Genomic DNA, 21,321 nt, shown 5'->3' on the forward strand with positions numbered 1-21,321 from the left:
TGTATATTTACATCAGCAAATAAAAAAACTATGCAACTTATTAAAAATTATGTGTTCCCATCAATATTTCTCAGAGCTGCTTTGGCCTGTAGTTACCTATGGGAAGTAGCCGACAGGCTGGGCATTTTGGGCGCACACGGTCGGCCACACGTTGGCTGGGGCGATTGGGCTCATTTTATGGAATACGCAAACCAAACAATGGCCTTTATGCCACATTCGCTGGTTCCGCTTTTTGCAGTAATAGCAACCATTTGCGAAGGCGGATTTGGACTAATGTTATTAACCGGTTTATTTACACGCATTGCCGCAATAGGCAGCTGTTTGCTAAGCCTTGGCTTCGGGTTGGCAATGGCAATCTCGTTCGGGATCGAATCGCCTTTGGGTTATTCAGTTTTTACAGTTTGCGCAGCCAGTCTGCTGCTTGCATCCTTGCCCGAATATAAATGGAGTATAGATTCATTATTAAACAAGAAAAATTAAGATTATGACAACAACTAATCAACAAAAAGCACCTGCACTATTGGTTATCATTGCATTTGCAACCGTTTATATCGTTTGGGGCTCAACTTACTTTTTTATCCAGATGGCCGTGCATGGCTTCCCGCCTATGCTGATGGGCGCCTTCCGTTTTACTACTGCCGGTTTGCTGTTATTGGGATGGAGCGCTTTTAAAGGGGATAGGATCTGGGTTAAAAAAGACATCATCAACTCGGGTGTAAGTGGTTTGCTTACCTTGTTTATAGCTACAGGAATAGTAATATGGGTTGAGAAAACTTTACCCAGCGCAATGGTAGCCATAATGGTATCGGCCAACCCAATATGGTTTGTGGTGCTTGATAAAGGTAACTGGCGCAATAACTTTAAAAACAAATCGATCATTACCGGGCTGGTAATTGGTTTTGCAGGGGTGATATTGCTATTTGGTGAGCAGTTAAGTAAAGCGCTTACCGGTAGTCATAACTCATCGACACTTTTAGGGGTATGTTTATTATTGGCAGGGCCAATTGCCTGGTCTGCCGGCTCATTATTTTCAAAAAAGAAAGGGAGCAACGGCCCCGCCCGCTTAAATACAGCATGGCAAATGGTAATAGCAGGACTTGCATTTATCCCTGCTGCCTTTGCCCATAATGAGTTTAGCAGCTTTACCTTTCAGCAGGTACCTTCATCAGCATGGATGGCATTAGTTTACCTGATCCTGTTTGGTTCTATCGGTGCATTCAGCGCTTATGTATGGCTGCTGCAGGTGCGTCCGGCTACCCAGGTAAGTACACACTCGTATGTAAACCCGGTTATCGCCGTATTATTAGGCGTGATGTTTGCAAGCGAGCATATTTCAGGATTTCAGATAGCAGGATTGATTATTATTCTTTTCAGCGTGCTGCTTATTAATCTTGATAAATACCGGAAAGCAAGTAAAGAAAAACAACAGGTAAAACCGGCTGCCAAAATTGTGGAAATACCTTTGAAGAGAGATGTGTTGGAAGCTTGTTAATGCCTTTTGTCAATTCGGGTAGTCCCTGAGACCTATCCGAATTAACATGGTTTATACCACTTATAATTAATGCCTTGCCTTATTACTCACCTGGTAATTCAACGTATAACCCACTGATTCATCAGTTTGGTCTCTGCCTGATGTAACGTTCAGCTTTAATGGCTTTTGTAAAAGCTTATTGTTATTCAGCTTAAATTTTAAGTTCAGTGTATCTTTCGTGCCTTCCTGCATAAAGCTCCAAACAGCATTTATGGTGTCTCCTTTAATGGTGCCTTCAAGTATACCTTTTCTGCAATCCTTTTGGTCGGGCATCCAGCTCATTTGGCCGGATACTTTATCACCTTTTATTATTAATTCAACGCTGGTACTATCCTGGTTGTCTTTACCTTCAGTTCTTAAAAAACAAAGGGAATTTGCAGCTGAAGGATTGGTAGCTTTAGTAGTCTTGCCGATACCAGCAGTGATAACGGAATCTTTATTTACAGGTTTACTATTTGTAGATGAACATGATGTTATTAATAACGATGCAATACAAAACAGATTGATATATTTAATAACCATATGACATTTAATAAATAGTAAAAATTAGGATAATTGGTTTTTGCAGAGTGCTTAAAAGCCTAAAGTACAAAAAAGGCCCGGTTAAAGCTACATTTAACAGGGCCTGTTTTTTTTAATACTGTATTCTATTTATAGCTCGCATCGTTCCAGCGCAATTCATTGCGTAACTGGTCCAGCTTGGTATCCTTGCCAATGCGGATAAATTCTAATCCTGCAATATCTGCAAAGTCCTGCAGATGTTCAGCAGTTAAATTCTGACTGTAAGCAGTATGGTGTGCCCCGCCGGCATAGATCCACGCAGCGCAGCCTGTTTTCATATCAGGGTATGGCTTCCACAATACCCTTGCAACAGGCAGGTTAGGCAAATCATTCTGCGGTTCTACGGCCTCTACCTCATTAATTAATAAACGGAAACGGTTGCCCATATCTATAATCGACGCGTTTAAGGCAGCGCCACCAGCAACATTAAATACCAGCCTTGCCGGATCGGCTTTGCCGCCGATCCCTAATGGGTGTACTTCTAATGCTGCTTTGCCATTCGCCAGGGATGCATCTATCTCCAGCATATGCGATCCTAAAACCAGTTCATTGTTTGGATCAAAATGATAAGTGTAATCTTCCATAAAAGCATTGCCCCCTTTTAAGCCACTGCCCATTACTTTAAATGCACGTACCAGAGCTGCCGTTTTCCAATCACCTTCGCCTGCAAAGCCATAACCTGCGGCCATTAAGCGTTGCGCGGCAATACCGGGCAGCTGGATCATGCCATGCAGATCCTCAAAAGTATCGGTAAAGCCTTTGAAGCCGCCATCTTCTAAAAACTTCTTTAACCCTAATTCTATTTTTGCAGCCTCGTAAACTGACGCATGTTTGGCGCCGCCTTTAAGCAAGTCGGCTGTCATAGTGTAAGTGGCCTCATATTCAGTAAGCAACTCATTAATGGCCTGCTCGCTTATTCCATCAATCACTTTTACCAGATCGCCAATGCCATAAGTATTTACTGAATAGCCAAATTTTAGTTCGGCTTCAACCTTATCGCCTTCGGTAACAGCTACATAGCGCATGTTATCGCCAATGCGGGCAAATTTAGCACCCTGCCAGTCGTGCCAGCCGGCTGCTGCCCTTGTCCATGCATTTATTTGTGCTAAAACTTCCGGATCCTGCCAGTGACCAACAACAACTTTACGGTTTTTGCGCATGCGCGATACGATGAAGCCAAACTCACGGTCGCCATGGGCGCTCTGGTTCAGGTTCATAAAATCCATATCTATTGAGCTCCATGGAATATCACGGTTAAACTGGGTATGCAGGTGTAATAATGGTTTTTGTAAGATGCTTAACCCACGGATCCACATTTTAGCAGGGGAGAAGGTATGCATCCAGGTAATTATACCGATACAATTTTCAGTAGTATTAGCTTCCTGTAAAGTAGCATAGATCTCCTCCGGGGTTTTAACAACCGGTTTATATACAATTCGTACGGGTGTTTGCGGGTCATTATCTAATCCTTTAGCAATCTGCTGAGAATGTTCGGCAACCAATTTTAATGTTTCTTCTCCATATAAGTGCTGGCTCCCGGTTATAAACCATACTTCAAATGCTTTTAAATTTATCATACTATAAATTACTGATTATCGATTTTCCTAATGACTAATGACTAATGACTAATGACACAATGACTAACTCTGTCCATAATAAGAATCCGGCCCATGCTTGCGTTCAAAATGTTTTTTAATGAGTGAGTCTTTTAAACGGGGGGCGTTATTATTTATCTGCTCGGTTAAATAAGCCATTTGTGCAACGGCTTCTAAAACTGCGCTGTTATAAACTGCTTTTTCGGCTGTTTTACCCCAGGTAAATGGGGCATGATTGCCTACCAGCACCATCTCTGTTTCTTTATAATCCAAGCCGCTCTGCTCAAAATGATTGATGATCTGGAACCCGGTTTGATACTCATAATCGCCATGGATCATTTCATCAGCCATAGGTGGCGCACAAGGAATGTCAACCGTTAAATGATCGGCATGGGTTGTGCCGAAGATTGGGATACAGCGTTGCGATTGTGCCCATGAAGTTGCATAAGTTGAATGGGTGTGTACGATGCCGTTAATATGCTCCCAATGCTTATAAAGAACAGCATGGGTTTTAGTATCAGATGATGGCCTCAAATCACCTTCAACTGTATTGCCGTCAAAATCAACAATCACCATATTATCGGGTGAAAGCTCATCATAGGGTACCCCGCTTGGTTTTATTGCAAAAACGCCAAGCTCTCTGTCAGCTGCGCTAACATTACCAAAAGTAAAAAGCACCAGTCCCAGTTTGGGCAGCTGCATATTTGCCTCGTACGCAATTTTTTTAATATGTTGATAAGCTTTCATTTTTAAACCTGTATAATTCGTTTAACTATCCATCTTCAGTTCATCTAATTCAAAAAAACTAGTGTAATTCAACAAATTTACCCAGGGCAATATATTGCTCATACCTGTACTGGTAAATTTCTTTGAATTGTTTATTAGGATAATATTCTGCATCAAAACCACGGCCCATAGCAGCCATAGCATCCTCAACCGTAGGGTAAATACCGGCTACCACGGCAGCAAACATAGCAGCACCCAGGGCGCAGGTATGTTCAAACTGGTGAATACGGATGGGCATTCCTAAAGTATCGGCCATCATTTGCATAATGTAGGGCGATTTTTTGGCAACGCCTCCAATTCCAATTAATCCCTTTACCGGAATGCCTTCCTTTACAAAACGGTCCACTATGCTTTTTGCGCCAAAGCATGTAGCTTCGGCCAGCGCCTTGAACACGCGTGGCGCATCGCTTCCCAAACCTAAACCGGTTATTGCCCCTTTAAGCGTTTGGTCGGCATCGGGTGTACGGCGGCCGTTAAACCAGTCAATGGCAAGCTCACTATTTTCTTCAACAGGTAAAAGGCTGGCTTGCCGGCTTAGTTCAGGGATTATTTTTCCTAAAAGCTCTTCTTTTAAAGCCTCAGCAGTTTTTGAATCAATAATTGACGATGACGAAAGACCATTCAATGGCCAGGCCAGCAGGTTTTTAAACCAGGCGTAAGTATCGCCAAATGCAGATTGCCCGGCCTCAAGGCCAATCATTCCAGGAATAACCGAGCCGTTAACCTGACCGCAAATGCCGCGAATAAGCTTACCTTCCATTTCAGCAGCGGGGGCAACCAGTATATCGCAGGTTGATGTACCCATTACTTTGCTCAGGTGGTACGGCTCAATCTGCCCGCCTACAGCCCCCATATGCGCATCAAAAGCGCCAACGCCAACTACTACATCTGTTGATAAGCCGAGCCTTTCTGCCCATTCTGCACTTAAGGTGCCTGCGGACACATCAGCTGTATAGGTATCTGTAAATAATCTTGAAGTAAATCCTTTTAAAAGCGGATCGAGCGAAGAAAAGAATTCATCAGGCGGCAGTCCACCAAACTCTTCTGCCCACAAAGCTTTGTGACCGGCCGAGCAACGGCCCCGTTTCATTTGTGCAGCATCATTACCACCTGTTAATAAAAACGGGATCCAGTCGCAATGTTCAACCCACGAGTAGCACGCTTTGGCTACCTGCTCATCTGCCCGTAATGTACGCAGCAGCTTGGCCCAAAACCATTCGGAAGAGTAAATCCCGCCAACATATTTCAGGTAATTAATATCAAATTTGGTGGCATGATCATTTATCTGGGCTGCCTCGTTTACCCCGGTATGATCTTTCCACAAAACAAACATCGCATGCGGGTTCTGTTCAAATCCCGGCGTTAATGCAAGCGGGTTCCCGGTTTTATCAACTGCCACCGGTGTTGATCCTGTGGTATCAACCGATAATCCTTTAACAGCTTGAGCAGCGTTGCCACCGGCCTTTCTTAAACAATCTTTTATAGTGGTTTCAAGCCCTTCAATATAATCAAGCGGGTGTTGCCTGAATTGGTTTTCGGCGGCATTACAGTATAATCCCTGCTGCCACCTCGGATAGTTAAATACCGAAGATGCTATTTCCTCACCATTAAGTGCATTGATCAATACTGAGCGAACAGAGTCGGATCCATAGTCCACGCCAATTACAAATTGGTCCTTAATCATAATAGGTTTATAATTTACGTGTCCAAATAACACTTATTTTTTGATAAAACGAAATTTTTAATAAAAACGATTAGAAATTATCAAAAATGTGTTTAAATACTTAAAGCAAAAGGGTATCGGGGTTTGGTATAAAGTTTAGAAACGCCTGGAATTTAGCATAATAGTTCTGCATATTTAACTGGTAATAATATGCGCCCCGTTTGGAACCGGCCTTATCTTTTTCTGCTAATTTTATTAATAAACCGGTAGCCAATACTCTTTTACTAAAGTTTCTCTTATCAATTGTGGTGTTAAAAACGCTTTCGTAAAGGGTTTGCAGCTGCGGGATAGTAAACCTGTTTGGTAAAAGCTCAAACAAAATAGGGTGCAGGGCAGCTTTATAGCGGATCCGTCTTTTTGCAGCTTCCACCATTTCCTGGTGATCAAAAATAAGTTTCGGAACCCGTTTTAACGGAAACCATTCGGCATGATAATCATTGCTTAACTGTGTTTCATATTTATGAATATCAATTAAAGCAAAATAAGCGGTTGACACGGTCCGCTCAATCGGGTCGCGGTCTGTATCTCCAAAAGTGTGCAGCTGTTCAAGGTAAACACCTTCCAGGCCGGTTAATTGTTTCAAGATTCTGTTTGATGCCTGGTTAAGGCTTTCATTCAGTTCTACAAAACCACCCATAAGGCTCCAGTTACCTTTTTCGGGTTGAAACCCTCTTTGGATCAAAAGTATCTTTAAAAGCTCGCCATCAAACCCAAAAATAATACAATCTACTGCTAATAAATGACGGACTTGTTTAGAATACTTGTGCATTTGTGAAAAAAGATTTATAAAAGCCCGACAAATGTAATTTATTGTTAATATATAAAAAAATAATGTTTATTAGTTAAAAAATTTATTTTTAAACTTTAAAAACTACTTATTTACGGGTAAATATACCCAATATTAGATATATTTTTAGTGTTTATTTGACAATTAATATATAACTTACCTAAATTTTGATTGCGGAGAATTAAATTATCCCGGAATTGAATTTATGGTTATTATATTTAATAATTATAAACTTTTATCAGCCTGCTAAAAACCAATTATAATGGGCCTTAAAAAATACATGCGGTGTTGTTACGCCATTTTATCAGCAAGTTTATTTATAAATAAAGAAGTAGCAGCCTGGCATTCAGCTTGCCTTAAAAAGCTTACCCTTATAGCTTTGTTATTTGGGGGCTGCCAGGTTTGCATGGCTCAAAACATGGCGCTTAATGTGCAATGGAACAACCATATAATGGGATCAAAATCAACGGCTACTTTACAGGTTGTTGGTAACCCAATGCTGCGAAAGGGTGCTGCTATGCATGATGGCTCTTTAAGCGCTTTAAAGGATCTGAATGCAGATTTTGTAAGATATGTGCCCTGGTTCCCTTACCCCAAACTGGCGGTTGCCGAGCTTGAACCACCTACCAATAAAAAAACATCGTGGGATTTCAGTTTGATAGACCCCATGACCATTGATTTTTTAGAGGCCACAAAAGGGCATTCCACTATCATGAATTTTAGCACCATCCCGCAATGGATGTTTAAAACCGTGCATCCGATATTATATCCTGCAGACCCCAACGAAGTTGGCTGGGGCTATGGTGGTGGTACGCAGCTTAGAGACACCACCATGAAAGAGCTGACCGATTACTACGTAAGGCTCATCAGCTGGTATACAAAAGGCGGCTTTACCGATGAATTGGGGCAATATCATAAATCAGGTTATCATTATGAATTTCCATACTGGGAGGTGTTAAACGAGCCTGACCTTGAGCATAATTTTACACCCGAGTTGTACACCAAAGTATATGATGCAATGATTATAGCAATTCATAAAGTATCGCCAAAAACAAAGTTTGTGGGCTTGGCTCTTGCTTATGAAAAACCGCATTGGTTTGAATATTTTTTAAATCCTAAAAATCATAAACCGGGAATACCGTTGGATTGGATCTCTTACCATTGTTATGCCAATGCCAATAACAAGCAAAAGTTTGACGCTTATGAATATACGCTGTTTGATAAGGCGGATAACTTTTTAAATACGGTTAGCTATATCGAAAACATCCGTAAAAGATTATCCCCTAATACAAAAACAGATATTGATGAGCTGGGAACATTTGTTAATGAAACCATGCGCGGGCAACCCATAACCCAGGAGTACTGGAACCTTTCGGCAGCGGTTTATGCTTACTTTTTTATTGAGCTTACAAAGCAGGGGATAGATGTGATAGGTGAATCACAACTGGTGGGCTTCCCAAGCCAATTTCCTGATGTAAGCATGATCAATTATACAAACAGCAAGCCTAACGCCCGCTTTTGGATCCTTAAATTGATAAAGGATAATATTAAAGCAGGCGATACATTGGTACAAACAGGTATTAATAGTAATGGGGATGGCGACCTGCATGCACAGGGCTTTTTAAGCGGCGGAAGTAAAAAGATGCTGGTTATTAATAAAAGGAACAAATCAATTATGTTAAAATTACCTGCGGGATTTGCCGGTGCAAAAATAAGCACTGTTGACGCAGCATCGGGCGATAACGCTGCAATTGTAAGCACAATTAAGGTTGATTCTATTGAAATGAAACCTTTTGCGGTAAGTTTAATAGTTATAGATAAATAAGATCTAATAAGATAGCTATTTAGATAAGGCAATTATATTACCCACAGCTGTTGCAGTGCGGATCAAATTCTCCTTTGTGTTAGCCAAAGCTGTTGCCATATCGGCAGGTTCATTGTTGATAGAAATCAGAACATCAAAATATTGCTGTAGCTCATCATCATGTTCAAGAGGAACTTTACCGGCAATCCCTATTACCAGGATCTTAGCGTTTTTTGCACGAAGAGCAACACCATAAGGACCTTTACCTTGCAGAGTTTGCCTGTCTATGCTCCCTTCGCCGGTAATAAGCAGGTCGCTGTGTACTAAAGCATCGTCAAAATTAGTGAGCGATAAAAAATATTCAATCCCGTTTACCAGCTTTGCGTTTAACCAGGTATGTAGTCCGGCAGTGGCGCCTCCGGCAGCTCCGCCATGTTTAATATGAGCCATGTTTTTCCCGGTTTGCGCGGCCGATATTTTTGAGAAGTTTTCCAGGAAAGCCTCCAATAGTTGCACATCCGCAGGTGATGCGCCCTTTTGAGGTCCAAAAACACTTGCCGCTCCTTCTGCTCCTAAAAGCTTATTATCTACATCACAGAGTATAACTATTTCGCAATCAAAAATCCGTTTATCAAGTGCAGCAGCATCAATCTTATCCATATTGATCAGATCTGTCGGCACAGCCTGTAAATTGTTGCCCGCTTTATCTAAAAAATCAATCCCGAGCGCACTTAATATCCCACAGCCACCATCAACTGTGGCAGAGCCGCCCATTGCTATAATAATACGGCTTACCCCTTCATCTAAAGCAAATTTGATCAGTTCGCCGGTTCCGAATGATGATGTCTTGAGCGGGTTTAACTCTTCTTTTTTTAACAGGCGCAAACCTGATGAATCAGCCATTTCAATTACAGCGGTTTTGCCACCGTCAATCAACCCAAATAAAGAACTGATCTTTCGCCCTAACGGATCACTAACTTCTTTATTGATCACAACACCGTTGCTGCTTTTAATGATGAGGCTGCCTGTGCCGTCGCCACCATCCGCAATAGGGAAACATGCTGTTGTACACTCAAGTTTGCTGAACGTTAAACCCTGCTGAATTGCCAATGCAACCTGTGCAGCATCAATACTATTCTTGAAAGCGTTTGGTGCAATAAGTATATGCATAAATCTATAAAAGCTTTGATAAAATATAAACCATTGTTAATGTTGTTAGCCCCATTAATATGGTTGCCGTTGAATAAACTTTCAGCATCGTTTTCATTTCGAGGCCTGAGAATTTGGCGATCACCCAAAAATAGGCATCATTTGCGTGCGATATCATCATAGAGCCACCGCCCATGGCAAGCACACAAAGCAGGCGGCCTGTTTCGGTATTTAAACCCAACGCAGGTAATAGCGGCAGCACAATGGAGGCCGCAGTAATAATAGCCACGGTTGATGAACCCTGCGCCGTTTTTAAAACAGACGTTAATAAAAAAGGAAAGAAGATCCCCATACTGCCCAACGCCAGCGACTGGCTAAAGTGTTCGCCTATTTTAGCGGCTGTTAAAATGGCGCCAAAAGCACCTCCCATACCAATTATCACCAATATGCCGCCGGCTTTTTCTGTAGCTTCCTGCAAAATTTTATTCAGATCACTTTTTTGCCAGGCACGTTTGCAGTTAAATGCCAGTAACACGCCTATCAGTAGTGCCATAACAGGATCGCCCAAAGAAAACAGGAACAATGCCCATCCGGGGTAAGTATTTGTACCTGTTGTTAAAAATGACCGCAGGCCAATTAAAATTATCGGTACAAAAACAGGCAGACAAGCTTTGATCAATGACGGGCCCTCACCGGTTTGGTTTACAGTAATAGTATCTTCAATAATTGGGTCAATATTTTTGCCGCCTGCATACCTGGCCCATAAATTGCCAACTATCATTGCAGGTATGGCTACCACAATCCCGGTTAGTATTAGTTTTCCAAAATCAACCCCTATGGTTACGGCTGCTGCCGAGCTCCCGGGGTGGGGTGGAACCAAACAATGAATAGCATATAAACCGGTAGCCAATGAAACAGACATGGTTGTTATTGAAATACCGGTACGTTTTGCCATTGAACGGTTTAACCCGCTAAGCACAATATACCCCGAATCGCAAAATATAGGCAATCCTACAATAAAACCCGTAATGCTCATGGCTAAAGGCGTGTGCCGGGCACCCAATTTTTTTAACAGGAATGAGGCCATCACTGTGGTGCTCCCGGTATATTCAAGTAACAGGCCTAAGGTTGTTCCTAAAACTATTATTAAACCTAATGATTTTAATATGCTGCCAAATCCATCCTTTATTACTGATATAACCCCGCCCAATGGAAGGCCAATACCTAAGCCAACTAATAAGCATGCCAGGAACAATGCGAAAAATGCAGGGAGCTTATATTTTGTGGTCAGTAATACAATGAGCGTAATACCGGCAATTAAAAGGATAAGAATGTAGGAAAGAGAATTGGCCATTACCTGCAAGATATTTATAAAGCAGGATATAGTCAAAATATTGCCCTTTAATATTTACATCCGCTCATTTTTAAATATTGATAAATGTAGAACCCAAAATCATAAATGAGTTGGTGCTAAATTTTTCACTTTAATAAATTGTCTTTGCAACACTTATATTACAATTTATTATTAGTTTTGAGATAGTAGCAGTATCATACTGTTATTTTAACCAACTATATATTGCCTATGAGAAGGGTATTTTTACTTATACTGTGTATAATATGTGGATCTGTTGTGTTCGCCCAGCAGTCATATAGCAGAAAAGTTTTAAAATATTCTTTTAAGAACGGGCTTTCATATGGATTTATTACCGATATAATCCAGGATGATAACGGGTTTATGTGGTTTGCCACCGAAGATGGCCTTAACAGGTTTGATGGCATAAATTTTAAGGTTTTCAAACATAATGTTGCTAACCCATATAGCCTTCCGAGCAATTATATTGAGCTGATATTTAAAGATGCCGGGGGCGATATATGGATCTCAACCCGCCGGGGTGTTTATCAATTTGATACTAATACCGAAAAGTTTTTAAAATTTAAGCCGGGCGCTAACGTGTTAGTAAGCAATGTAAGCAGCATGGCATCCGGCGAAAAAAATATAATATGGTTTTCAACCTATTCAGCCGGTATTTTCTCTTATAATAAGCTAACCCGGCAGTTTAAAAATTACAGGCCCAAAGGCTTGCCAGGGCTTCCATCAAATTTATTGACAAATATCCACCAGGATTCCAGGGGTTTATTATGGGTAGGTTCGGAAGGGAAAGTATCGGTTTATAGAGTACAAAATGGCGTTTTACAAAATGATATAAGCGGCGGGATACCTTTAAACCTTATCCCGCAAGGGCATGTAAATTCAATTGTTGAGGATCATTATTCAAATATTTGGATAGCCACAAGTAACGGACTTGCAGTTTATGAAAGATCGCAAAATAAAATTTATGCTTTTAACGGGCCTCAATACCAATTAAGGAGTAATATTTTTTCTGCCCTTTTAGAAGACAATAATAATTTACTTATTGGCTTGCAGGATGGCGGCTTGTATAAGCTGGACCTGGAAAAGGCTACAACATCGCATTTTAAGAATGTAAGTATTGATGCCGTAAAAAACGATGATAATTTTAATATAACAGAACGTAGTGTAAACAGGCTTTATTTAGATAAGGATAAAAATGTGTGGGCTGGTACCTATGGCGATGGGATATATTTATTAGGTAATGTTCCCGAGAAATTTAAAAAGTTCAATAATAAGCTGCCCGGACTTTATAGCTCGGGATATTTAAGATACTATGGTATGTGTATGGATGATGAAGGCTATTTATGGATGGGAAGCGACGGCGACGGTATTTATAAAAAGAAGCTAAATGGCGAAGTTGTTCAGCATTATTATGCAGATGGTGCAAACGCACCTTTAAAAAATGTAGCCATCCTAACCGCATGCAGGGCGCAAAACAACAACTTGTGGTTCGGGTCATATGCTCATGGTTTATTTAAGTACGATAAAAAGAGTAACCGCTTTAGCAACTATGTGCATAATGCCAAAGACTCCTCAAGCTTGTTAGACAACGATGTAAGGGCAATTTATGAAGATTCGGAAAATAATATATGGGTAGGGACTGATGCCGGCGGATTAAGTATTTTGCAAAAGGGAAAAAATACTTTCATAAACTATTCACTAAATAAGCACACCCTGGCTACTAACAAGGTAAGGGCAATTGCGGGCAATAAAAACGGGATGATTTTTATAGGAACTTACGGCGCTGGATTGTTATGTTATCATAAAGGCAGCAATAAGTTCATGAGCTGTTTTAACGAAGCCGAAATAGATAAATTTTTACCAAGCAAAGTGATTTATTCACTTAAATGTTACGGAAACAAATTGCTTATCGGTACCGAAAGTAATGGGCTGATTATTTATAATATAGATAACCATGAAATAAAGAGGTTTACTGAAAACGATGGATTGGCAAACAATACCGTAAACTCGATAGAGCAGGACGTAAAAGGGGATATATGGGTGAGCACTAACAAAGGCTTATCAAAAATTGAAAACGGATCGCAAAGCGTTTTAAATTACGATGTTTCTGATGGATTGCAAAGCGGTCACTTTAGCCCCGGCTCATCCATGTATAGTCCTAAGTATAACTTCATGTGTTTTGGGGGGACTGAAGGTTATAATATTTTTTTTCCGGATGAGATAAAAAGAAGCGAGTTTAAGCCTAAAGTTATTATTACCGGTTTGCAACTATTCAATAAGGATGTGGAAGTTGGAGAAAAAGATCATATTTTAAGTAAGATCATTAATAAATCAAATCAGATAGTACTGCAGCCTTCTCAGTCGGTATTTTCTGTTCAGTATGCGGCGCTAAATTACGCATATTCCGAAAAAAGTGAGTTTGCTTATCAGCTTAAAGGCCTTGATAAATCATGGAACTATGTAAAAACACAAAAATCGGCTACATATCGTTACCTGGAGCCTGGTGATTATGTATTTAAGGTTAAAGCATCCAACCAGGATGGTGTTTGGTTTACTGATTATGCATCAATCAATATCCGCATTTTACCCCCGTGGTATAAAACATGGTACGCCTTGTTATTTTATTGTCTCTTTATTATAACGCTGGTTTATTACTATATCCAATACAAAAGCAAACAATCAAAACTTAGATATGACATTAAGCTGGCCGCGGTTATGGCAGAGCAGGAGAAAGAGCTGAATGAAAAAAAGCTTTCATTTTTTACAAATATCTCGCATGAATACCGTACACCGCTCACTTTAATTATAAACCCGGTAAAAGAGCTTTTATCAGACAAAAATCAAACCACCGAAGACCTGAACAGCTTACAGGTAGTATACCGCAATGCAAGGCGTTTGTTAAGTCTTACAGATCAGCTATTGCTGTTCAGAAAGGCTGATAGCGGTGAAGATAAATTGAAAATAGTTAAGCTTAATGTAGTTGACCTCTGTAAGGAGATGTTTTTATACTTTAATTACCAGGCAAAAGTTAAAAATATTCATTTTCATTTTAATAGCGACAATGAAGAAATTGAGGTATACGCTGATCGTGAAAAAATGGAGATAGTGTTTTTTAATCTTATTTCAAATGCATTAAAATTTACTCCTGATAATGGTAATGTAAGCTGCAATATTAGTGAAGATGCAGGCAGTGTAACTATTCAAATTAAAGATTCAGGGTATGGGATTAGCAAAGAGGTTGGTGAAAAACTTTTTGACAGGTTCTTCCAGGTCCAAAATATAAACCAGTCGCCGGGTGGCGGGTTTGGGATTGGTCTTTATTTAGTTAAAACGTTTATTGAGAATCATAATGGCAGCATTAAATATGATAGCGAGGAAAGTAAAGGGAGTACCTTTAGTGTTACCTTATTAAAAGGTAAGAAGCATTTGGGTAATAGCTTAATTTTTGAAGATACCACAGGCGCATCGGTTTTTTTAGACGAGCTTATAGATAATGAGGTGTTGATAGCAGAAACAAGCAGCTTAAATCAAATACCGGCAGATGCATATAATGCTTTGATCAGCCTAAAAAAGGTGTTGCTTGTAATTGAGGATAACTACCAGGTAAGGCAATACATAGTACAAGTGTTTAAGGATGAATACGAAGTTTTTGAGGCTGATAATATTAATGACGGTTATGATATGATCTGTAAGCTTATGCCAAACCTGGTTATAAGTGATATAATGATGAATGGTTTAAGCGGAATTGACCTGTGTAGCCGTGTAAAGGAGGATGCGTCATTAAACCACATACCATTTATTTTGCTGACAGCCAATACCCTGCCCGAAATAAGGCTAAAGGGATTAGAATGCGGTGCTGATGATTATATAACAAAACCTTTTGAAAAGGAAGTGCTTGTAGCCCGGGTTAACGGATTAATAAAAAGCCATGAAAACCTGCATAAGTATTTTTACAATGCAATAACCCTAAAATCAAACAATTTTAAGATCTCGGGAGAGTACAAAGAATTTTTAGACAAGTGTATTGCTATAATTGAAGGCCATTTGGATGATGAGCAGTTCAGCATTAAAAACCTGTCTGACGAAATAGGGATGAGTCATTCCAATCTTTATAAAAAGATCAAAGCTATTTCCGGGGGGTCGGCAAATGAGTTTATAAGATATATCAGGCTCCGTAAAGCAGCCGAAATTATGCTGAATACTGATTGTACTGTAGCCGAGGCAGCCTATAAAGTAGGTATAAATAATGCCAAATATTTTAGGGAGCAGTTCAGTAAGCTATTTGGCATAAATCCATCGGAGTATATAAAGAAATATAGGGAGCAATTTAACCAGGTAAGTAAACATCTTGTTACAAAAACCAAACGGTGAAAATAATTTTTATTGCATATTCTATTCAAAAAGTCTTCGAAATTGATTTTATTATGAAATAGCCCCCCTATAATTACGATTTTACCCCCCTTTTTAATACGCTATTATAACCAGATTAGCATCACCAATAATACCTGTACCATTTACATTAATTAATTTACAAGTTGCCGCCCCAGTTTATTATTAACAGCTGGGTTAGCATAATTAGCAAATACAGCTATAAATGTAAATTGTACGGTTATAAATATAACTGACGGTACACATAATACTATAAACCGATAATTAACCAATTTATTACTAACCTAAAAAAGAAAGATCATGAGAAAAAAACACTGCCCGTAGCTATAATAAGTGATTGTATGGCAATTAAATAATTGCTGTGAATTAGAACCTAATTAATTGTTTGTTATCTAATAAAATCAACTATGCAACATAATTTACTTAAACAAGTACTCGCGTTATCAAAAATCTCAAAGATAATAGTGGGTCAAATCTCAATATTTTTATTACTTACTAGTTTTGCAAACGCAAAAAATAGCAGTAGTAATAATTTAATAACGGCCGGGGAAAATACGCCTGGTTTTAATAAAAGAAATGCCGCTCCAATAACTGTAAAAGGAAAAGTAATTGACAAAGTAACCGGCGAAACCCTGATTGGGGTATCAATAAAGGTTAAAAGTTCAAGTGTTGGTACGGTTACCGATGCGAATGGAAGTTTTACACTTTCATCTATCCCTGATAATTCAACCCTGGTAGTATCATACATAGGCTATGAAACATCAGAAGTTGCGTTAGATGGAAAAACATCCATAACCATAAGCTTACAGCCATCATCAAAAAACCTTGGTGAAGTTGTGGTTGTAGGCTACGGTGTACAAAAGAAAGCAACTGTTACAGGCTCTGTAGTGGGGGTTAAGGGCAATGACCTGATAAAGTCGCCGGCAACTAACCTTTCCAATTCAATAGCAGGGCGTATGGCTGGTGTTGTGGCTACTAACCCAGGTGGCGAACCAGGTTATGATGGCTCAACCATCCGGATCCGCGGTGTCAATACTTTGGGTAATAACGACCCGCTGGTGGTGATTGATGGGGTTCCGTCGCCCGCAGGTCAGAACTCTATTGACCGTATAAACCCCGCCGATGTTGAAAATATCTCCATCTTGAAAGATGCGTCGGCAGCTATTTATGGCGCCAGGGCAGCTAACGGTGTTATCCTGATTACCTCAAAGCGCGGTAAATTAGGCAAGCCTGAGATCTCTTATACTTATAACCACGGATGGGCGCAGCCAACTGTCATTCCTAAAATGGCTAATGCAACAGAGTATGCTACTTTGGATAATGAAATTGACTTATATAACCTGCCATCGCAATACTGGAGTGCTGCTTCTGCTGCGTTTAAAACAACGGGAAGCTTTACCAGGCCTGATAATGGTGCTACTTCTACAGCTTCATTTCAGCCCTCCGACTTTAAAAAATTTGCTGATGGATCTGACCCATGGGGGCACCCTAATACCGATTGGTTTAAGGCTACTTTAAAAACCTGGTCGCCCCAATCACGTCAAAATGTGCAATTATCAGGAGGTAGCGAAAATGTAAAATATTTAACCTCAATTGGCTATGAAAACCAGGATGGCGATTACAAAAATTCGGCTACCGGCTACAAGCAATATGATATTCGCATGAACCTTGATGCCAAGATCAATAAATATGTAAGCAGTTCGTTTAGCATAACCGGCCGCCAGGAAAATCGCTTTTTCCCTAACGGTGGGGGCGCGGATGCCATATTCAGGATGCTGATGCGTGGTTACCCGACCAGGCCGGCCTACTGGCCAAATGGATTGCCAGGACCCGATATTGAAAACGGCCAGCAACCGGTACTGATCACCACCGACCAAACCGGGTACAGTAAGGATACACGCTACTATCTTCAAAGCATTGGAAAAATTGAGATAACTGTACCGGGTATAGAAGGATTGAAATTTACCGGAAATGTGTCCCTGAATAAATATATGCAGCAACAAAAACAATGGCAAAAGCCATGGTATGTGTACAGCTGGGACAATATAACTTACCAGGCCGATGGTAAAACCCCGCTGCTTACAAAAGTAGCCCGCGGCCCGGCCCAGGCAAAGCTTTACCAGTATTCTGATGATGAGCAAAGCAGTATGCTGGAAGGTATAGCCAGCTATAGCCATAGTTTTGGCAGCCACAACATTTCAGTGCTTGCAGGTATAACCAAGGAGAAATCAAATGCCAGTTACTTTAACGCAAGCCGTCAATATTATCCTTCGGTAGCTATCGATCAACTATCGGCTGGCGGTAATGCAGGGATACTTGATGGCGGCGGCGCCTGGGACAGGGCCCGCTTAAATTACTTCGGCAGGGTTAATTATAACTATAAAGAGAAATACCTGCTTGAGTTTTTATGGCGTGTGGATGGTTCTTATATGTTCCCGCAAACACATCGTTTTGGTTTCTTCCCCGGGGTCTCGGCAGGATGGGTAATTTCTGAAGAAAATTTCTTCAAAGCCAACGTACCGTTTATTCAAAATTTAAAGCTGCGTGGTTCATGGGGCCAACTGGGTAACGACCAAATTGTTTACCCGAACACCACTAACCCGGCCGAATATCAATATCTTTCCTTATATAATATTGGTTCGTACATAATTGGCGGTGTGCCGGTTCAATCATTAGCCGAAAACGTAGCACAGAACCCGAACATTACCTGGGAAGTTGCCAATAATAGCGACGTAGCCTTAGAAGGAACAACGCTGAATGGCCATTTAGATTTTGTGCTGGAAGCGTTTTATAACAAACGTACCAATATATTATGGCGGCCCACGGCATCGGTTCCTGCCACTGCTATACCCGGCCCCCAACTGCCACCTGTAAATTACGGAAAGGTAACCAATAAAGGATGGGAGTTTTCATTTACCTACCATAACAGTGTTGGCCAGGTACGCTATAGCATTGGCGCTAATGGCGGATACTCCAAGAACAGGATTGATAAATGGGATGAAGCGCCTGGAGCACCGGCATGGCAACTGTCTACCGGCCATCCTATAGGAAGCCAGCTTTATTATGTATATGACGGCATATTTTCAACCCAGGCAGAAATTGATGCCAATAAAGTTGACTATAGCGGCGTTGGCGCCAGTGTACTTCGCCCGGGTGATATGAGGTATAAAGATATTGCGAATGATAAAGGACAAATGATACCGGACGGAAAAATTGATGCTAATGACCAGATTAGGAACGATAAAAGCACCACGCCTACTTTCCAGGGTGGTTTAAATTTTAGCGTACAATATAAAAACTTTGATTTAAGTGTTTTACTCCAGGGTGCTACCGGTGCGCAGCTTCTTTTTCAAACCGAGTCGGGAACAATAGGAAACTTCACGCAGTACAGCTACGATCACCGCTGGACAGTTGACAATCCAAGCACAGTGTACCCCCGCACAGTTGATAGAAATAACCAGTATTTTTCTGGAGGATACTACAATTCTCAAGGAGTCCTTGTGAATGGAAACACATACTGGTTGTTAAATATGAATTATGTGAGGCTTAAAAACGTTGAGCTTGGATACACCCTGCCATCTACAATTGGTAAAAAAATAGGGATGAGCAATTTACGCTTCTATGCAAACGGGCTTAACCTGGCAACGGTAGCGAAGCAGCATATATATGATCCCGAATCAACCAGTCAGGACGGACACTATTATCCACAACAAAGAATAATTAATTTGGGTGCAAGTGTAAAATTTTAATTTGAACGATATGAAAACATTTATAAGAAATATCTCAATAGTAACCATTGTATCGGGAGCGCTGCTTACTTCATGTAAGAAGGATTTTCTAAATACAACGCCATTAAACCAGCCGTCGGCAGCGCTTACCTGGGCAGATCCTAATCTTTCTGAGAGTTATGTAACCGAGTTGTACAACGGCCTGGGTTCTGGCGTGATGGCCCAGGAAAATCAGGATGTCCGGACGGATAATGCGCTTTATAATTTTGGAAAACAGCCAATGATGGAGGGGAATATAACCCCGTCTACTATTGGCGACACTTATGGGTCGTACGAGTGGAATTCGGTGTACGCCCGCATACGGTCGGCTAATATTGCTTTAGAGCAATTGGCTAAGAGCCCGATTGATAAAACGTTGGCCGACAGGCTAACAGGCGAAGCTTTGTTTATGCGTGCGTACTTTTACAATAACCTGTTGCGCTATTACGGTGGCGTTCCGCTTGTAAAATCGTCATATACGCTCAACTCGCCTGATCTTACGATTGCAAGAAGCAGTTACTCAGATTGTGTTGATTTTATAATAGCCGACCTCGACAAAGCCAGCACGCTGCTGCAAGGTAAAGCATTAGCACAAGGACGCGCTACAAGTGATGCCTGTTTGGCCCTAAAGGCCCGGGTGTTGGTATATGCTGCCAGCGATTTGCACGACATCCCGACTGCAAAGGGTAAATCAAGTCTTATATCTCAATTTGCTCATCCGGAGTTGTTGGGTTATGTAGATGGTGACCGCACCGCCCGCTGGCAAAAGGCGCAGGATGCAGCAAAAGCAGCACTGGCTTTAGGCAACTACGGTTATAAGCTTACTTTAGCATCTCCTGCATCTGCCGCAGATGGATTTACAAATTATCAAAATTCGTATTTATCAAGAAATGGCGGCGAAGCCGAATCTATATTCAGCCACTATTTGAATGCTGACAAATACGATGATGCTCAGTATTATTCGCGCAACAATGGTACTAACGGGTACCACAGCTGGACATCGAGCGAACCAACCCAAGATTTGGTGGATGACTACGAAACATTGGATGGTACTGGGAAAGCATCTAAATTCGACTGGAGTAACCCTGCTGAAGCCGCCGCTCCTTATGCAAACAGGGACCCACGCTTTTATGCTTCTATTCTGTATGACGGCGCCCCCTGGAAACCGCGCACAACTGATGGGGCAGGTATTGACCCTTACGGCGAGATCCAGTTTGGCACCTATCAAATAGGTAGCGCAAGCAGCCCGACGCCTTATTTTGGTTTGGACACCCGGAACGGGCCGCTGGAAAACTGGAACGGGACCCGTACCGGTTATGCTATCAGGAAGTTTATGGATCCTAACCCGGCTATTGTAGATCAGAATATGCCTTCATTAGTGCCATCGCCTATGCTAAGGTACACCGAGGTTGTGTTTAATTATGTAGAAACATGCCTGGCCTTAGGTCAGGAAGGCGAAGCCAGGACCTGGCTCAACAAAATTCGGTTCCGTTCCGGGATGCCTGCCATTACCGATGCCGGCGATGCTTTAGTACAACGTTACCGGAACGAACGTAATTTGGAATTGTTGTTTGAAGAACAACGGTTTTACGATACCCGCCGCTGGATGATTGCGCCGCAAACGCTTGGAAATAAAGTGAGAATTATGAAGATTACGGGTACGTTAAAGGCCGGCAAAACAGTGAGCACCTACAGGTATAATACCGATAACTACAATTATACCTACACTGTTCAGGAACTTGACCCGGGAGTTGAAAACCGTTCATGGAATGACAAAGTTTACTTCCCGCCAATTGCCAGGGATGAGATGAATAAAAATAATAAGTTAATTCAGAACCCGGGTTATACTAATTAAAG

General features: G+C 41.1%; 13 protein-coding genes. 6 read left to right on the forward strand and 7 right to left on the reverse strand.

Translation table 11 applies throughout. The features are described from left to right. Positions 1 to 30: 30 nt before the first annotated feature. Both BUE31_RS18450 and BUE31_RS18455 read left to right on the forward strand, forming a co-directional pair. Positions 31 to 480: a DoxX family protein gene (locus BUE31_RS18450; protein WP_073405309.1), complete on the forward strand. Its 450-nt coding sequence runs from the start codon at positions 31 to 33 to the stop codon at positions 478 to 480. Between the two features lie 4 nt (positions 481 to 484). After that, complete coding sequence (locus BUE31_RS18455) at positions 485 to 1,492, forward strand: EamA family transporter (protein ID WP_073405310.1); 1,008 nt, start codon at positions 485 to 487, stop codon at positions 1,490 to 1,492. A 66-nt stretch (positions 1,493 to 1,558) separates the two neighbouring features. Here BUE31_RS18455 and BUE31_RS18460 read toward each other — a convergent pair whose 3' ends face one another. The 5 genes from BUE31_RS18460 to BUE31_RS18480 form a co-directional block, all read right to left on the reverse strand. Next, positions 1,559 to 2,053 carry a hypothetical protein gene (locus BUE31_RS18460; RefSeq protein WP_073405311.1) on the reverse strand — a complete coding sequence of 165 codons (495 nt, stop codon included), beginning with the start codon at positions 2,051 to 2,053 and terminating at the stop codon, positions 1,559 to 1,561. Positions 2,054 to 2,178: 125 nt separating this feature from the next. Then, the gene (araA, locus tag BUE31_RS18465) at positions 2,179 to 3,669 is read right to left on the reverse strand and encodes an L-arabinose isomerase (RefSeq protein ID WP_073405312.1); all 1,491 of its coding nucleotides are present in this window, start codon (positions 3,667 to 3,669) and stop codon (positions 2,179 to 2,181) included. A gap of 63 nt (positions 3,670 to 3,732) precedes the next feature. After that, complete coding sequence (locus BUE31_RS18470; RefSeq protein WP_073405313.1) at positions 3,733 to 4,434, reverse strand: L-ribulose-5-phosphate 4-epimerase; 702 nt, start codon at positions 4,432 to 4,434, stop codon at positions 3,733 to 3,735. A gap of 58 nt (positions 4,435 to 4,492) precedes the next feature. Beyond that, positions 4,493 to 6,157 (reverse strand): ribulokinase, encoded by a 1,665-nt coding sequence (locus tag BUE31_RS18475; protein ID WP_073405314.1) that lies wholly within the window; start codon positions 6,155 to 6,157, stop codon positions 4,493 to 4,495. Between the two features lie 100 nt (positions 6,158 to 6,257). Then, positions 6,258 to 6,965, reverse strand: a complete 708-nt coding sequence (locus BUE31_RS18480; RefSeq protein ID WP_073405315.1) for an NUDIX hydrolase — start codon at positions 6,963 to 6,965, stop codon at positions 6,258 to 6,260. Between the two features lie 280 nt (positions 6,966 to 7,245). Between BUE31_RS18480 and BUE31_RS18485 the strand changes: the two genes are divergently transcribed. Then, positions 7,246 to 8,808, forward strand: a complete 1,563-nt coding sequence (locus tag BUE31_RS18485; RefSeq protein WP_200801949.1) for a GH39 family glycosyl hydrolase — start codon at positions 7,246 to 7,248, stop codon at positions 8,806 to 8,808. A gap of 15 nt (positions 8,809 to 8,823) precedes the next feature. Here BUE31_RS18485 and BUE31_RS18490 read toward each other — a convergent pair whose 3' ends face one another. Both BUE31_RS18490 and BUE31_RS18495 read right to left on the reverse strand, forming a co-directional pair. After that, positions 8,824 to 9,957: a glycerate kinase gene (locus BUE31_RS18490; RefSeq protein WP_073405316.1), complete on the reverse strand. Its 1,134-nt coding sequence runs from the start codon at positions 9,955 to 9,957 to the stop codon at positions 8,824 to 8,826. 4 nt (positions 9,958 to 9,961) lie between these two features. Further along, positions 9,962 to 11,290, reverse strand: a complete 1,329-nt coding sequence (locus BUE31_RS18495) for a GntP family permease (RefSeq protein ID WP_073405317.1) — start codon at positions 11,288 to 11,290, stop codon at positions 9,962 to 9,964. A 228-nt stretch (positions 11,291 to 11,518) separates the two neighbouring features. Here BUE31_RS18495 and BUE31_RS18500 point away from each other — a divergent pair, with 228 nt between their 5' ends. From BUE31_RS18500 to BUE31_RS18510, 3 genes are all read left to right on the forward strand, one after another. Next, positions 11,519 to 15,679, forward strand: a complete 4,161-nt coding sequence (locus tag BUE31_RS18500; RefSeq protein WP_083620091.1) for a hybrid sensor histidine kinase/response regulator transcription factor — start codon at positions 11,519 to 11,521, stop codon at positions 15,677 to 15,679. Between the two features lie 425 nt (positions 15,680 to 16,104). After that, positions 16,105 to 19,446 (forward strand): SusC/RagA family TonB-linked outer membrane protein, encoded by a 3,342-nt coding sequence (locus tag BUE31_RS18505; RefSeq protein ID WP_083620094.1) that lies wholly within the window; start codon positions 16,105 to 16,107, stop codon positions 19,444 to 19,446. A 10-nt stretch (positions 19,447 to 19,456) separates the two neighbouring features. After that, on the forward strand, positions 19,457 to 21,319 hold the full coding sequence (locus BUE31_RS18510; RefSeq protein WP_073405318.1) for a RagB/SusD family nutrient uptake outer membrane protein: 1,863 nt from the start codon (positions 19,457 to 19,459) through the stop codon (positions 21,317 to 21,319). Positions 21,320 to 21,321: the final 2 nt, after the last annotated feature.

The sequence above is a fragment of the Mucilaginibacter sp. OK098 genome (assembly GCF_900142915.1).
GTDB lineage: Bacteria > Bacteroidota > Bacteroidia > Sphingobacteriales > Sphingobacteriaceae > Mucilaginibacter.